Annotated in this window: 13 protein-coding genes; 6 read left to right on the forward strand and 7 right to left on the reverse strand. The window is 76.4% G+C overall.

The window, feature by feature from the left end; translation table 11 throughout:
• Nucleotides 1-247 precede the first annotated feature (247 nt).
• The 3 genes from DMP17_RS21570 to DMP17_RS21580 all read right to left on the reverse strand — a co-directional run bounded on the left by DMP17_RS21570 (nt 248) and on the right by DMP17_RS21580 (nt 4,944).
• A complete protein-coding gene (locus tag DMP17_RS21570) occupies nt 248-2,458 on the reverse strand; it encodes a hypothetical protein (protein ID WP_337830422.1) in 2,211 nt (736 codons plus the stop codon).
• A 229-nt stretch (nt 2,459-2,687) separates the two neighbouring features.
• Nucleotides 2,688-3,860 carry an adenylyltransferase/sulfurtransferase MoeZ gene (gene moeZ / locus DMP17_RS21575; protein ID WP_178374315.1) on the reverse strand — a complete coding sequence of 391 codons (1,173 nt, stop codon included), beginning with the start codon at nt 3,858-3,860 and terminating at the stop codon, nt 2,688-2,690.
• Nucleotides 3,861-3,921: 61 nt separating this feature from the next.
• Complete coding sequence (locus tag DMP17_RS21580) at nt 3,922-4,944, reverse strand: alpha/beta fold hydrolase (protein ID WP_226355347.1); 1,023 nt, start codon at nt 4,942-4,944, stop codon at nt 3,922-3,924.
• 125 nt (nt 4,945-5,069) lie between these two features.
• Here DMP17_RS21580 and DMP17_RS21585 point away from each other — a divergent pair, with 125 nt between their 5' ends.
• The 3 genes from DMP17_RS21585 to DMP17_RS21595 all read left to right on the forward strand — a co-directional run bounded on the left by DMP17_RS21585 (nt 5,070) and on the right by DMP17_RS21595 (nt 8,579).
• On the forward strand, nt 5,070-6,044 hold the full coding sequence (locus tag DMP17_RS21585) for a hypothetical protein (RefSeq protein WP_226355346.1): 975 nt from the start codon (nt 5,070-5,072) through the stop codon (nt 6,042-6,044).
• 6 nt (nt 6,045-6,050) lie between these two features.
• The gene (locus DMP17_RS21590; RefSeq protein WP_337830423.1) at nt 6,051-7,850 is read left to right on the forward strand and encodes an HAD family hydrolase; all 1,800 of its coding nucleotides are present in this window, start codon (nt 6,051-6,053) and stop codon (nt 7,848-7,850) included.
• Between the two features lie 102 nt (nt 7,851-7,952).
• Nucleotides 7,953-8,579 (forward strand): TetR/AcrR family transcriptional regulator, encoded by a 627-nt coding sequence (locus DMP17_RS21595; RefSeq protein ID WP_062400521.1) that lies wholly within the window; start codon nt 7,953-7,955, stop codon nt 8,577-8,579.
• A 30-nt stretch (nt 8,580-8,609) separates the two neighbouring features.
• Here DMP17_RS21595 and DMP17_RS21600 read toward each other — a convergent pair whose 3' ends face one another.
• Both DMP17_RS21600 and DMP17_RS21605 read right to left on the reverse strand, forming a co-directional pair.
• Nucleotides 8,610-9,521, reverse strand: a complete 912-nt coding sequence (locus tag DMP17_RS21600; RefSeq protein WP_226355344.1) for an alpha/beta fold hydrolase — start codon at nt 9,519-9,521, stop codon at nt 8,610-8,612.
• A 14-nt stretch (nt 9,522-9,535) separates the two neighbouring features.
• Complete coding sequence (locus tag DMP17_RS21605) at nt 9,536-10,450, reverse strand: AurF N-oxygenase family protein (RefSeq protein WP_337830424.1); 915 nt, start codon at nt 10,448-10,450, stop codon at nt 9,536-9,538.
• Between the two features lie 93 nt (nt 10,451-10,543).
• Between DMP17_RS21605 and DMP17_RS21610 the strand changes: the two genes are divergently transcribed.
• The gene (locus DMP17_RS21610; protein ID WP_226355342.1) at nt 10,544-11,242 is read left to right on the forward strand and encodes a TetR family transcriptional regulator; all 699 of its coding nucleotides are present in this window, start codon (nt 10,544-10,546) and stop codon (nt 11,240-11,242) included.
• Nucleotides 11,239-11,562 (forward strand): DUF4873 domain-containing protein, encoded by a 324-nt coding sequence (locus tag DMP17_RS21615; protein ID WP_062400515.1) that lies wholly within the window; start codon nt 11,239-11,241, stop codon nt 11,560-11,562. The genes DMP17_RS21610 and DMP17_RS21615 overlap by 4 nt, the downstream gene beginning before the upstream one ends.
• Before the next feature lie 78 nt (nt 11,563-11,640).
• Here DMP17_RS21615 and DMP17_RS21620 read toward each other — a convergent pair whose 3' ends face one another.
• Nucleotides 11,641-11,871, reverse strand: coding sequence for a DUF3107 domain-containing protein (locus DMP17_RS21620; protein WP_020625913.1), 231 nt, complete (start codon nt 11,869-11,871; stop codon nt 11,641-11,643).
• A gap of 105 nt (nt 11,872-11,976) precedes the next feature.
• Nucleotides 11,977-12,633 carry a ferritin-like fold-containing protein gene (locus DMP17_RS21625; RefSeq protein WP_337830425.1) on the reverse strand — a complete coding sequence of 219 codons (657 nt, stop codon included), beginning with the start codon at nt 12,631-12,633 and terminating at the stop codon, nt 11,977-11,979.
• Nucleotides 12,634-13,088: 455 nt separating this feature from the next.
• Here DMP17_RS21625 and DMP17_RS21630 point away from each other — a divergent pair, with 455 nt between their 5' ends.
• On the forward strand, nt 13,089-14,753 hold the full coding sequence (locus DMP17_RS21630) for a DEAD/DEAH box helicase (RefSeq protein WP_374228739.1): 1,665 nt from the start codon (nt 13,089-13,091) through the stop codon (nt 14,751-14,753).
• The last annotated feature ends 3 nt before the right edge of the window (nt 14,754-14,756 follow it).

Here is a 14,756-nt window from a genome sequence, read left to right on the forward strand (position 1 = left end):
CGAACCGCGCGACGCGCCACGACCGATCGGGTGAACGGTGGACCGATCGGGGCCGGTGGGGCGGGGCGGGCGGGGCCGTCGGCCGGGCGAGGCGGTCGGTCCCGTGACGCGGTCGGTCCCGTGACGCGGCCGGTCCCGTGACGCGGCCGGCCCGGTGAGGCGGCCGGCCCGGTGGCGCGGCCGGCCAGGTGGCGCGGCCGGCCCGGGTGGCCGGCTGTGTGGGAGCCGGCCACCGCGGGCGACACCGTCAGTACCAGGAGCTGCCGCCGCCCGAGTCCGACCCCGAGTCCGACCCGGACGACCGTGAGCCGGAGTCCGAGGACGAGGAGCGGGAGTCGTCCGAGCTGCTGCTCCGCGAGGACTCCCCCCGCGACGACCCCGAGCCCGAGTCCGAGGACCGCGACTCCGAAGAGGACGAGGAGCCCGAGCCGGACGACCGGGAGGACGACGAGCCCGGGTCCGACGACCGGGAGGACGACGAGCCCGGGTCCGACGACCGGGAGGACGACGAGCCCGAGTCCGACGACCGGGATGCCGACGAACCGGAGTCCGAGGACCGGGACGACCGTGACTCCGAGGACCCGGAGTCGGAGTCCGATCCGGAGGAGCGGGACCCGGAGGACCGCGAGTCCGATCCCGAGCCGTCGGAGGAACCGGACGAGCCGCCGGACCGGGACCCGGAGGACCCGCTGCGCTCGGCCATCTGCTCGGCCGCCTGCCGGTCGGCCTCCGCCAGCACCGGCGCCGCCGCCTCCCGCCCCATGGCGGACTCGACGTAGGACCCGGCCACGGCGCTGACGATGCCGCCGGAGCCGCGGCTCCCGCCGGAACCCTGCGACCCCGAGCCGGAGCGCTCCGTGCCGGAGCCCTCCGACGGGGCGGGCGAGATCGGCGCGGGCGCGGCCGCCCGCGGCGCAGACTCCTCCCGCGGCGCGGGCTCCTCCCGCGGCGCGGGGGCGGACGGGGCCGGAGCCTCGTCGGACGAGCCGGAGGACCCGGCGTCCGAGCCGCCGGAACCCGAGCCGGACCTCTTCCCGGTCAACCCGCCCGCGACGTCGTCGACACCCCTGCCCAGCGACTCGGCGGTGTCCCCGACGCCCTGCGCGGCCTCGCCGACGCCGTCGCCGACCTTCTTCACCGGACCCTCGGACGACGCCGGTGCGACCTCGGCCCGGTCGGCCTTCTTCGCCCCGCCCGGACCCGCACCGGAGCCCGCGCCGTCCCCGGGGCCCGGCTCGCCGCCGGTCAGGCCGGCGACGCCGTCGGCGGCACCGGAGACGGCACCGCCCAGCTTCTCCCCCGGGCCCGCGTCCCGACCGGGTGTGCTGCCCGCACCGCGGGCCGAGGCGCCCTCCGGTCCCTCCGCCCGCGGCCGGGTCTCGTCCAACGGGCCCCGCGGGTCGGGCGGGCCGCTGGTGCCGACGTCGTCGCGCTCGCGGTCCCCGCCGGTCTCCCGGCCCCCGGCCAGGACCTCGGGGTTGCGGCGCACCCCGGACGGCTCGGGGGTGGCGGGGTCCTCGCCGCGGGCGAGGGCCAGCACGTCGTCGGAGACCTTCTCGGTCTCGTCGCCGTCGCCGGGCAGCGGGGCGGTTCGGGCCCTGTCGATGCCGTCGTCGATGGCGGCCAGCCGCTCCGCGCAGGCGTCGCGGTTGCGGGCGCGCAGGTCGCGCTGCTCCTCCAGCGACGCGGCCGCGGCCATCTGGTCGGGAGTCCGGCGGGTGGCCGGCGGGAGGTCGGCGACGATCCGGTCCATCTCGGCGAGCTGCTGCTCGGCGGCGGCCAGCGCGTCCACGGCGTCCTGCCGGGAGGTGTAGACCTGCAGCTGCGACTGCAGGGCGGCGCGCTGCTGGAGCAGGGTGTCGCGCTGCTGCTGCAGCTTCGCGACCGCGGCCGGGGTGCGGTCCGGCTCGTGCGCGGACGCCTGCCAGGTCCGTTCGCTCGCGTTGAGCGTCCCGAGCTTGTCGTCGAGCGCCGCCAGCGCGATCCGGGCCTGCCCGGCCCACTGGTCGGCGGTGCGGTCCTGCGGCGCCGGGACCCCGGTCACCGCCGGGGAGGTCGTCAGCGCGTACCCGCCGAGGAGCACGGCCGTCGCCCCGATCAGGGCCAGCGTGCGCCGGTGCCGCAGCGGGCTGCGCGGGGCACGCAGCGGTCCGGGGCGGTCCGGGCCCGCCGACGCGGCCGGGCGCGCCACGACGGGACGGCGGGTCGCCGTCCCCCGCCGGGCGGTCGCCACGCGCTCGTCGGCCTCGACGGCCTCGGGCTCACGCAGCCACGGCAGCGTGTCGGCGAGCCGCTGGTCCCCCGCCGCCTGCGCCGCGGCGCGGCGGACCTGCCGGGCTGCCAGCCGGTGGGCGGCGGAGCAGTAGCGCCGCTGTGGACGGTCGCCGGACACGTCCCCCGTGGGCTCCAACGGTGCGTCGCACCCCTGCAGGGCGCATGTGCGCAGCGAGTCCTCCACCGAGCGTCCTCCCGACCTAGTGATCGCGTGCATCCCCATGTCGCGGCGATCGGTCGACATGTTTCGCCCAACGGGCGAATTACAGGGCTGAACGGACGATGTTCACTCGGACGGTCGTGTGCGATCGACGAGCGGTCACGCTGTGCCACACCAGGAACGGCGACGGCCGCCGTCCCGGGTGTACCGGTGACGGCGGCCGTCGGTGTAGGGCGGAGCGGGTCGGCCCCGGTCAGTAGGTGGGCTGCGACGGGTCGATCTGCTTGACCCAGGACAGCACCCCGCCGCCGACGTGGACGGCGTCGCGGAACCCGGCCTTGTGCAGCGCGGCGAGGGCCTCGGCGGACCGGCCGCCGGACTTGCAGTGCAGCACGACCGGCTTGTCCTGGGCGATCTCCGACAGCGCGGCACCGGACAGGATCCGGTCCTTCGGGATCAGGACCGAGCCCGGGATCTTCACGATCTCGTACTCGTGCGGCTCGCGGACGTCGATGAGCTGGAAGTCCTTGCCCGCGTCGATCATCTGCTTGAGCTCGCCGACTGTGATCGTGCTGCCGGCGGCCGCGTCCTGGGCCTCCTGCGTCACGGTGCCGCAGAACGCCTCGTAGTCGATCAGCTCGGTGATCTTCGGCGTCTCCGGGTCCTTGCGGATCTTCACCTGGCGCCAGGTGGTCTCGAGCGCGTCGTAGATCACCAGGCGGCCGAGCAGCGGCTCACCGATGCCGGTGAGCAGCTTGATGGCCTCGTTGACCATGATCGAGCCGATCGACGCGCAGAGCACGCCCAGCACGCCGCCCTCGGCGCAGGACGGGACCATCCCGGGCGGCGGCGGCTCGGGGTAGAGGTCGCGGTAGTTGAGGCCCTGCCCGTTCGGGGCGTCCTCCCAGAAGACCGACGCCTGACCCTCGAACCGGAAGATCGAGCCCCAGACGTAGGGCTTGCCGAGCAGCACCGCCGCGTCGTTCACCAGGTAGCGGGTGGCGAAGTTGTCGGTGCCGTCCAGGATCAGGTCGTAGTCCCGGAAGACGTCCAGCACGTTCTCGCTGGTGAGGCGCTCGTTGTGCAGGCGGACGTCGACGAAGGGGTTGACCTCGCGGATCGAGTCGCGGGCCGACTCGGCCTTCGGGCGGCCCACGTCGGACTGCCCGTGGATGACCTGACGCTGCAGGTTCGACTCGTCGACGACGTCGAACTCGACGATGCCGAGGGTGCCGACGCCCGCGGCGGCCAGGTACAGCAGGGCGGGCGAGCCGAGGCCGCCCGCGCCGACGACGAGCACCTTCGCGTTCTTCAGGCGCTTCTGCCCGTCCATCCCGACGTCGGGGATGATGAGGTGGCGGCTGTACCGCTCCACCTCGTCCTTGGTGAGCTCGGCTGCCGGCTCCACCAGTGGCGGTAGCGCCATCTCGTCCACTCCTCGCGGGTTGCGTGCGGGTCTCAGGGCGTCTCAACGCGCCACGTGCGCGTCATCTTCCCGCACCCGCTCCGACCGGCACCGCGTCCCACAGCGCGGCGACGGCGTCGGCCACCGCCGCGGGCCGCTCGATCTGCGCGACGTGCCCGGCACGGGGCAGCACCAGCAGCCGTGCCCCGGGCAGCGTGGCCGCGGTCCGCGCGGCCAGCCGCGGGGACACGATGCGGTCCTGCTCGCCCCACACCACCAGCGACGGCACCCGCACCCGGGCCATCCGGCGCCAGATCTCGCGCCCGGCCCACAGCCCGAGCAGACCGCGGGTGGCGCCGTCGGTGGCCGCGCCGGCCCACGGCAGCGTCGCGCGGTGCTCGTGCTCGGAGATCAGCTCCTCGAGCCGGCGGGCGGAGCCGCGCTGCGGGTCGGCGAAGCAGACCTTCACGATCCGCTCGGCGCGGGCCCGCAGCGGCTCCTCGGCCAGCGCCCGCCGCGCGCCGCGCCCGAGCAGCGGCACCATGGCCAGCGCCATCCGCGGGTCCGACAGGCGTCGCGGGTCGGGGCGCCGGTCCGGCACCGCGGGCGAGACCAGGGTGAGGCTGCGGACGAGCTCGGGACGGCGGGCCGCCACCGTCGTCGCGATCACGCCGCCGAGGGAGTTGCCGACCAGGTGCACCGGGCGGTCCCGCCCGGCCAGCCAGCACAGCAGCGCGTCCGCCATGCCGTCCGGGCCGAAGTCGGCGACGGCGGTCGGCTCGGACAGCCCGAACCCGGGCAGGTCGACGGACAGGCCGGCGGCCCGCGGCGCGAGGAGCCCGGCGAGGTCGGTCCAGTTCGTGGCCGACCCGGCGAGCCCGTGGACGTAGACGGCGTCGGCGTCGCCGGAGCCGGGGGTCTCGCGCACGTGCAGGGTGACCCCGCCGGAGGTGACCGCGCGGCCCGGCCACGGCGGGCGCTCCGCCGGAGCCCGGTCCGCGTCCGCCGCTCCCGCCGCACCCGGGGACGTCGCGGCACCCGGCGCCGTCACCGGCGCGGGCACGGTGACGGGCGGGTGAACGGACATCGACGGGGCGGCGACCATCCGACCAGCATGACGTGTCGTGCGCGTCACCCGCCGCGCCGGGTGATCCCCGTCTCGCTGTGATCACCGTCCGCATCCGGCGCTCCACGGAGCGCAACGAGATCGCCCCCCGGACGTTGTACCCCGTGGACGACGCGACGGAGGAGGTGGGCATGGGGCGGATCGCGGGATCGGCCGCGGCCCGGCTTGCCGGTTTCGGCGCCGCGTCGGTGCTGGTGTTCACCGCGGCCTGGACGGCGGGCGGTGCGGTGGGCACCCTCTCGGCGACCCCGGCCGCCGACGCGCGGGCCGGCGGCGACCCCGGCGACGAGCGCGGCGACGACGGCGTCCTCGCGGCCGGCCTGGCCACCGGCGACGCGACGACCGGCGCGGGCGGCGTGCTCACCACCGCGGCCGGCTACACCCTGACCCCGGTCGGGATCGTCTACCCCTGGCGCGAGCCCACCGAGGTCGCGTTCACCGTGACCGGCTCCGACGGCGCCCCGGTGACCCGCTTCGACGCCTCCTCCGACGGCTCCGGGGTCATGGACGTCGCCGTGCTGCGCCGCGACGTCGCCGGCTACATGCGGCTGCGCGCCACCCAGGGCCCCGACGGCGTGTGGCGGGCACCGGTCCGGTTCCCCGGCCAGGGCGTGTGGCGGCTCTACGCCGGGTTCACCCCGACCGGCGGCCCGCACCTGGACCTCGGGACCGACCTGCACGTCCCCGGCACCTACGGCGCCTTCACCTTCCCGACCGAGAACCGGGCGGGGCTCTGCGGGGGCAGTGACCAGCAGGTCCGTCTCGACGGCGCCCTGGTACCCGGCGGAGAGTCCCGGCTGTTCGCGACGGTCGGGCGCGACGGCACCCCGGTCACCGACCTCGAGCCCGTCGACGGCGGCGCGTTCGGCCGGATGACCGCGGTCCGCCAGGGCGACCTGGCCCGGTTCCCGGTCCGTCCCGAGATCACCGGCGCGGCCCCGACCGACCGGTCCGGCCCCGGGGTGGCGTTCGCGGTGTCGGTCCCCGCCCCGGGCAGCTACCGGCTGTTCCTCGACTACCGCTCCGGCGGTGTGCTGCGGTCGTGCGAGTTCACGCTCCCGACCGCCCCGGGGAGCTGACGGCGGTTGCGTCCGGTCCTGCGGGCCGTCGCCCCGCCGGTGGCGGCCCTGCTCGCCCTGCTGCTGCCGGTCGCCGGCCCGGCACTCGCCGGCGCGGCCTGGGCCCCGCCCTGCGCGGCGGCGGCCCTGCTGGTCGCCCTCGCCGTCGTCGCGACGACGGGGCGCCCGGGTCTGCGCGTCGCCGGGCGTGGCCTGCGGGAGGGCACGGTGACCGCCGAGACCGGCGTCGCGGCGGCCGTGCTCGCCGCGCTGGGGTGGTCGGCCGCGGTGCTGGCCGTCGCGGCGGTCTCGCCCGCGGGTCCGGACGCGGTGCCGGCCGACCCGCTCGCCGGGCCCGTCCTGCTGCCCGGCGCCGCCGCGGTGCTGACCGTCGTCGCGGCCGCGGTGCAGCGCACCGGCCGCCCGGCCGACGGGGACGCCGACGAGGTCCGCGCGGGCCTGCGCACCGTCGCGGACCGGTGGAGCGCCCTGCTCACCCCGCCCGCGGCGCTGGCCGCGGTCGCCGTGACCGCGTTCGCGGCGGGCACCGGCACCCCGTGGCCCGTCGCGGTCCCGGCCGGGATCGCGGTGCTGGTCGGGGCCTGCCCGTTGCCGCTGCTGGCCGCGTTGCCCGCGGCGCTGCGGGCCGCGGACCGGGCGGGCGGCGACGCGGTGCGGCTGCCGTCGCCGCTGCCCGGGCGTCGCGAGCCGGTGGGCTGGACCGGTCCCGCGGGCGGCCCGGGACTCGTGGGCCGGGTGGACACCGTCGCGCTGGCCGGGCCGGACGTGCTGACCGGCACCGGCCCCGGGACGGTCACCGTGCACGCGGGCCGGGGCGAGGACCCGGCGCTGGTGCTGCGGCTGGCCGCGTCGGTCGCGGCGGGTGCGCGGCCCGGGTCGGACCTGCGCGTCGCGGCGCGGGCGCTGGCCGACGCCGTCGAAGGCCCGGTGCCCGACGTCGCCGAGGCCGACGAGCAGCCCGGCCTCGGGGTGTCCGGCCTGGTGGCCGAGCTGCGGGAGCCCGGCCCGGGCGACGGCGGCGCCACGGTGACCGTGGTCGCGCACGCCGTGCTGCTCGGCGGCCCGGACTGGCTGGCCGAGCACGGGATCCGGGTGCCCCCGCCGCTGTCGGTGGAGCGGGAGCGGGCGGTGGCCGAGGGCCGTGCCGTCCTCGTCGTCGCCTGGGACGGGTGCGCCCGCGCCGTGCTCGCGCTGCCGCGGGCGCCGCACCCCGCGGCCCGCCCGGGGGTGGCGGAGCTGGCCGCGGCCGGGGTCGCGCCGGTCCTGCTCACCCCCGACGACGACGGCGCCGCCCGTGCCCTCGCCGCGGCGACCGGTCTCGACCCGGCCGACCCCGACGCCGTCCGCCCGGGGCTGGACGCGGCGGCGCGGGCGGCGGCCGTCGCCGGGCTGCGGGTGCGCGGCCGCACGGTCGCGGTGGCGGCCGACCCGGCCACCGACGAGGCCGCCCTGGCCGCCGCCGACCTGGCCGTGGAGCTGGTCCCCTGGCCCGCCGCCGACGGGGCAGGCCCCGGGTCCGCGGACGACCCGGACGACGCTCCGGACGCGCGGCCGGACCCGGTCGTGGTGCCCGCACCCGGATCGGAGAGGATCTGCGCCCGTGGCGGCCCCGCGGAGGTGGCCGCCGCCCTGCTGATCGCCCGCCGTGCGCGGGCTCAGGTCCGCTCGTACGTCCGTGCGGCCGTGGTGCTCGCCGTCGCCGGCGTGGTCCTCGCCGTGCTGGGGACGCCCGCGGTCGTGGTGGCCGCCGTGCCGGTCCTGGGTGCGCTCGGGCTCGCCGCCCGGGGCCCGCACCGCCGATCGTGAGAGGTTGTCACCCTTCTGCGGAGAAGCCCGTTCACGGATCGTTCGTCAACGCGGTTACCTGCTAGTAGGGTATTCCCACGACGGGTGAGAGGTAGGGGGCCCATGACCGGAACCGCCACGCCACGGGGCGCACGACTGTCCCGCGGTGCGCGGCGCGCCCAGCTGCTGCTGGCCGCCCGCGACGTGTTCGCCGACCAGGGCTACCACGCCGCCGCGATGGACGACATCGCCGAGCGGGCAGGCGTCTCCAAGCCCGTGCTGTACCAGCACTTCCCCGGGAAGCTGGAGCTGTACCAGGCGCTGCTCACGACCTACGCCGAGGAGCTCGTCGAGCGGGTCTCCAACGCCATCGAGCGGACCGAGCACAACAAGGAGCGCGTGCAGGCCGCCGTCGCGGCGTACTTCGACTTCGTCGCCGGCGAGGGCAAGGCCTACCGCCTGGTGTTCGAGTCCGACCTGCGGGGCGACCCGGAGGCCGCGGCGCTGGTGGAGAGCGCGCTGGACCGCTGCATCGACGCGGTCGCCGGCGCGGTCACCACCGACGCCGGGCTGGACCAGGACCGTGCGCGGCTGCTCGCCGTCGGGCTCGTCGGGCTGAGCCAGGTCGGTGCCCAGTTCTGGCTGGACTCCGACCAGCGGGTCCCGCGCGACGAGGCGGTGGCGCTGATGGCCTCGCTGGCCTGGCGCGGCATCGCCGGGTTCCCGAAGCAGGGCCTCGACCAGATCTGACGACCCGGCCCCGGCGGCGGGGCGGGCGGCTCAGGCCGCCTGCTCCGCCCCGGCCCGGCGCACCAGCGCGGCGATCCGGCCGGTGACCCCGCCGACCCGCTCCACCGGGAGCATGTGCCCGGCGCCGGGGAACACGGTCAGCTCGGCGCGCGGCAGGCTGCGGTGGATCCGCCGGGCGAACCGCGGCGGCGTGAGCCGGTCCCGGGTCCCGACGAGGATCTCCACCGGCAGCGACGAGAACGCCGCCAGCGCCTCGTCGCGCTCGTGGGTGGTGAGGGTCGGGGTGAACCCGGAGACCGTCGTCGGGCGGCAGTCGGCGATCGCCTCGCAGGTCGCGCGGACGGCGAGCCGGTCCGGCCGGGTGCCGAGCAGCAGCGGCTGCAGCCCGGCCCGCAGCAGGGTCGGGTGGGTCGACAGCGACCGGCGCCCGGTCCACAGCGGGCTGACGGTCACCTTGTCCTTGCCGGCCAGGAACATCTTCGCGGGCCGCCCGGTCATCCCGAGCGTCGCCGCCGCACCGAGGCCACCGCTGGCCGTCGCGACGAGCGCGACGCCGGTGACCCGGGACGCGACGAGCTCGGGGTGGCGCTGGGCCAGCGCCATCGCCGTCATCCCGCCCATCGAGTGCCCGGCGATCACCAGCGGCCCGGTCGGGGCGAGCCGGGTGATCACCTCGGCCATGTCGTCGGCGAGGACCTCGAGGGTCTTCAGCTCGTCGGGGGTGTCGTCGGAGCGGCCGTGCGCGCGGTGGTCGTAGCGGATCACCCGCGGCGCGGGGCCGCCGCCGGGCGCGCCGACGGCGAGGGCGTCGGCGACCGGGGCCCAGCAGCGCTCGTCGAGGGTCCAGCCGTGCGCCAGCAGCACCGTGACCGGCGCCGACTCCGGGCCCGAGACCCGGGCGAACAGGCCGGTCCCGTCGCGGGTGACGATCCGTGTGCTCATCGCGGGGTGCCTCCTCAGATCAGGTGGGCGCGCTTCCACAGGGTCTCCGTCGGGCCGCCGACGATCCCCTGCTCGCGCAGGAACGGCACGAGCTTGCGCGAGGACCAGCGCAGCATCTCGTGGTGGTGCGGGTTGGCCAGCGCCGCCTTCCGCCCGACCGCCGGGGCGATCCCGACGCTGCGGTAGACCTCGGGGTGGATGAGGTTGCGGGCGACGACGAACGCGATCCGCGCGGTGAGGTAGCGGGCCCAGGCGCGCTCGGCGCGGTTGGTCCTCGGCATGATCCGCTGCAGCTCCTCCCGGGCGTAGCGGACGTGCCGCGCCTCCTCGGTGACGTGGATCTTGTTGATCATGCGGGACAGCGGCTGGACGCGCTCGTCGCGCATGCCCTCCCGCTGGAGCTGGTCGAGGATCTCCTCGACGTAGAGGGTGCCGGCGAACATCGCCGGACCGGTGCCGATGGTCTTCATCAGCCGGCCCTGCTCGTGGGTGAGCCGGCGCGGGGCGTAGTCCGGCACGCCGTAGCGCTCGGTGGCCTTGGCGAACATCATCGAGTGCCGGCACTCGTCGGCGATCTCGACCAGCGCGTACTGGATGTGCGCGCGGCGCGGGTCCCGGTCGTAGGCGTAGCGCAGCAGCATCTGCATGAGGATCATCTCGAACCACAGCCCGATCCGGGCGACGCTGCAGAACTCGTGCACCGACAGCGTGATCCGCTGCTCCTCGGTGAGACCGTCCCACAGCGGCGTGCCGTAGAGCGACACGCGCTCGGGGACGATGCCGTACCTGCCCTCGACCAGCGGGGCGTCCCAGTCGATGTCGATCGACGGGTCGTAGGAGGTCGTGACCGAGCTCTTGAGCAGCCGTCGGGCGGTGTCCTCGCGGTCGGCGAGATTGGTCTTGCTGCCGGTGCGGGCGGGAGCGCTCATCGGTCGCGCCTTCCTGCTGGGAGGGTCCTGTGGTGGCGGGTTCCACACCCGGAACCCTTGCTGTTACCGCCGGTAACGGTTACCACTGGTAACGTGCCCCAGGACACGAGGGATGTCAAGCCGGACGCGCGCAGCCGCCGACGGGAGGAACGGCGGACCGAGATGGTCTCCGCCGCCGTCGAGGCGATCCGCGAGCACGGTCCGGGGGTCTCGGTCGCCCAGATCGCGGCCGCGGCCGGCATCACCAAGCCGGTGCTCTACCGGCACTTCGCCGACCGCGCCGACCTGCAGCGGGCCGTCAGCGAGCACGCCGCGGACATGCTGCTGCAGCGGATCTACCCGGTGCTGGCGATCGAGGCCGAGCCGATCGAGCACGTCGCCGCCGTCATCGACGCCTACCTCGGGATGATCGAGGACGAGCCCCAGCTGTACCGGTTCGTCGTCGCGAACCCGGCCGAGCCGGTGCCGGGCGCGGAGATCGCCCAGGACGTCCGCGGCCAGATCGGCGCCCTGCTCACTACCCTGTTCGGGGAGCGGCTGCGCGCCGAGGGCCGCGACTCCGGCGGCGCCGAGGCGTGGGCGCACGGGATCATCGGGATGGTCCAGACCGCGGGCGAGTGGTGGCTGGAACGCCGGACGATGAGCCGCGACGCGCTCACCAACTACCTGTCCGCGCTGATCTGGGGCGGGATCGCCGGCGTCGCCGGGATCGACTCCCCCACCGCGAACGCCGACATCCTGCGGCTGGTCCCCGAGCCGCAGGTGCCCGACGCCTCCGGGGGCGACCGGTGAGCGGCGACCACGATCACGACGAGGGCTACCGCGGCCCCGCCACCCTGGTGCTCGACGGGGAGACCGTCGACGTCGAGGTGCTGCTCGACGCCCGGCACGAGCCCTTCGACGGCAGGCTGCACTGGTCCGGCCGGGTCGCCGCACACCCCCGGCTCACCGCGCTGCTCGGCAGCCGCGGCGGCACCGCCGAGGTCCGGACGCCCGGGCACGCGGCCGTCGGCACGCTGTCCGAGCCGGACGTGTGGGACCGGTTCCGGATCACCGGCACCGGCAGGCCGCCGTTCGCGCTGGACGGGCCGCCCCCGCCGGAGACCGACTGACCCGCGCCCACCGGCCCCGGACACGCGTCGGGCCCGGTCCCGCGGACGGGTACCGGGCCCGGACGACTCCGTGTGCGCTCAGCCGCTGAGGCCGAACCCGACCCGGCGCTCCTCGGACGGGCCGATCTCCACGTAGGAGATGCGCGCGACCGGGACGACGTAGCGACGGCCCTCGTCGTCGGTGAGGTCCAGCAGCCCGTCGTCGGACTTCATCGCCCCGCTCACGAGCTGGGCCACCTCGTCCGGCGTGCGGTCGCTGGACACCACGAGCTCCCGCGGGGTCTCCGCGATGCCGATCTTGACCTTCACCGGTGGTCCTCCCGATCCGTCACTTCTGATCACCTTGCCCGCGCCAGGCTAGTCCAGATCGGGCCGGAGCATCGGCGAGCCGGGAGCGGACCGCCGGGCCGGGGCTCAGGAGAGTCCGAGCCTGCCCATCCGGCGGCCGTGCGCGGTCTGCACCGTCCGGATGAGCCCGGCCACGCCGCCCTTCTCCCCCGAGCCGAGCACGATGAACTCGGCCAGCTCGTCGCGCTCGGCGACGACCCGCTGGGCGTGGGTGACCGCCTCGCCGAGCAGCCGCCTCCCCCACAGGGCCAGCCGGTCGCGCTGCGCCGGGTTCGCGGCGCAGGCGGCCTGCACCTCGCGCTCGGCGAAGGCGGAGTGCCCGGTGTCGGCGAGCACGCGCTGCACCAGGTCACCGGTGGCGGGGTCCACCCAGCCGGCGACCTCGCGGTAGAAGTCGGCGCCCAGGCCGTCACCGAGGTAGGCCTTGACCAGCGACTCCAGCCAGCTCCGCGGCGCGGTCGAGGCGTGGTAGCTGTCGATCAGCGCGACGAACGGCGCCATCGCGTCGGCGACGGCGATCCCGCTGCCGCCCAGGTGGTCCTCGATGAGACGGAAGTGGCCGATCTCGGCGGCCGCCATCGTCGACAGCTGCGCGCGGCCGGCCAGCGTCGGCGCGGCCCGGGCGTCCTCGGCGAGCCGGTCGAACGCCGACAGCTCGCCGTAGGCCAGCACGCCGAGCAGCTCCACGGTCGCGGCCGTCGGCGCGTCGCCTCCAGTGGTCATGACCATCACCCTAACCGGGCCGTACGGGCCCGCCGGGCGGCCCGCGACGGCCGCCCCGGCCACGGGGCGAGACAACTCACCACACCCGGCGACGCCCGCGCCGTCGTGTTCGGGCGCCGCGGCGGGTACCATGCGGGCAGCGCGTCACCGGATTTCGGGCTCATGGGACTCCATGCGGACGCGCCTACCGCGCGGGGACCGGGTAACGGGACGAGCGGCCGACACGGCCGAGCACGTCTCACCGGGACCCGCACCCGAACTGGTGCGCGCAGCGCCTCGGCGGCTCTCCCGCCCGGACCGTCCCCGACGGCCCGGGGCCGGTCGACGAGCCACGCCACGGCTCCTGTGCGCGGAGAGAGGCGATCACACTGTCCCGAGTCGACAGCACCGACACCCCCGAGGCCGACCCGGGCTTCCTGCCCACCGGCATCACCCCCAGCGAGACCCCGCTCGGCGTGACCAACCCCGGCGGCGAGAAGCTCCCCCCGACCTTCGCCGAGCTCGGCGTCCGGCCCGAGATCGTCTCCGCGCTCGCGGAGAACGACATCGTGCGCACGTTCGCGATCCAGGAGCTCACCCTCCCGCTGGCGCTCGCCGGCGAGGACGTCATCGGCCAGGCCCGCACCGGCACCGGCAAGACGCTGGGCTTCGGTGTCCCGCTGCTGCAGCGGATCACCCCGCCCGGTGAGCGCGCCGCCGCCACCGCCGAGGGCGAGGCCGCCGACCGCACGAAGGACGTCCCGCAGGCGCTCGTCGTCGTCCCGACCCGCGAGCTGTGCGTGCAGGTCGCCCGGGACATCGCCGCCGCGGGCAAGAACCTCGGCGTGCGCGTCGTCGCCATCTACGGCGGCCGTGCCTACGAGCCGCAGCTGGAGGCCCTGCGCAAGGGCGTCGACGTCATCGTCGGCACCCCGGGCCGGCTGCTCGACCTCGCCGAGCAGCGCCACCTGGTCCTCGGCCGGGTCAAGGCGCTCGTCCTCGACGAGGCCGACGAGATGCTGGACCTGGGCTTCCTGCCCGACGTCGAGCGGATCCTGCGCATGCTCCCCGAGGAGCGGCACACGATGCTGTTCTCGGCGACCATGCCGGGCCCGATCGTGCAGCTGTCCCGGGCGTTCCTGACCCGCCCGACGCACATCCGCGCGGAGGAGGCCGACCAGGGCTCCATCCACGAGCGGACCAAGCAGCTCGTCTACCGCGCGCACGCGATGGACAAGGTCGAGCTGGTCACCCGGGCCCTGCAGGCCAAGGACCGCGGCCTGACGATGATCTTCACCCGGACCAAGCGGACCGCCCAGCGGGTCGCCGACGACCTCGCCGAGCGCGGCTTCGCCGCCGCCGCGGTGCACGGTGACCTCGGCCAGGGCGCCCGTGAGCAGGCGCTGCGCGCGTTCCGCGCGGAGAAGGTCGACGTGCTGGTCGCGACCGACGTCGCGGCCCGCGGCATCGACGTCACCGGCGTCACGCACGTCATCAACTACCAGTGCCCCGAGGACGCGAAGACCTACGTGCACCGGATCGGCCGCACCGGCCGCGCCGGGCGCGAGGGCGTCGCGGTCACGCTGGTGGACTGGGACGAGACCCCGCGCTGGAAGATGATCTCCGACGACCTGTCGCTGGGCATCGACGAGCCGGTCGAGACCTACTCGACCTCGGACCACCTGTTCACCGACCTCGACATCCCGACGACGGCGTCCGGGCGGCTCCCGCTGTCCGCGCGCACCCGCGCCGGGCTCGACGCCGAGTACATCGACTCCGAGGGCGACCACCAGGGCGCCCGCAAGCCGCGCGGCAGCCGTCGTGACGGCGCCGGGCGCGACGGCGGCGGCCGCGAGGGCAGCCGCGACGGCGACGGCGACGAGGGCGGTCGCCGCCCGCGGCGCAACCGCTCCCGGTCCCGGACCCGCGGCGGGGTCGCGGTCGAGGCGGGCGCCTCGGCCCCCGCCGAGGGTGCCGCCTCCGCGGGCTCCGCCGAGGGCGCCCCGCAGAACGGGCCGGACGCCGGCGCGTCGGCCGAGGGCGGGGCGGCCAAGCCGCGCCGCCGTCGTCGCCGCGGCGGGTCGCGGCGCGGACCCGGCGGCGGCGAGTCCGCCGACGGGGCCGACGCGGCCGCCAGCTGACAC

The organism is Pseudonocardia sp. TMWB2A (genome assembly GCF_017312135.1).

What these genes read in the sequence shown, in the direction of transcription:
- moeZ (WP_178374315.1), bottom strand. Translation starts at nt 3,860, where the DNA reads ATGGCGCTACCGCCACTGGTGGAGCCGGCAGCCGAGCTCACCAAGGAC.
- DMP17_RS21580 (WP_226355347.1), bottom strand. Translation starts at nt 4,944, where the DNA reads ATGGTCGCCGCCCCGTCGATGTCCGTTCACCCGCCCGTCACCGTGCCC.
- DMP17_RS21595 (WP_062400521.1), top strand. Translation starts at nt 7,953, where the DNA reads ATGACCGGAACCGCCACGCCACGGGGCGCACGACTGTCCCGCGGTGCG.
- DMP17_RS21600 (WP_226355344.1), bottom strand. Translation starts at nt 9,521, where the DNA reads ATGAGCACACGGATCGTCACCCGCGACGGGACCGGCCTGTTCGCCCGG.
- DMP17_RS21605 (WP_337830424.1), bottom strand. Translation starts at nt 10,450, where the DNA reads ATGAGCGCTCCCGCCCGCACCGGCAGCAAGACCAATCTCGCCGACCGC.
- DMP17_RS21625 (WP_337830425.1), bottom strand. Translation starts at nt 12,633, where the DNA reads ATGACCACTGGAGGCGACGCGCCGACGGCCGCGACCGTGGAGCTGCTC.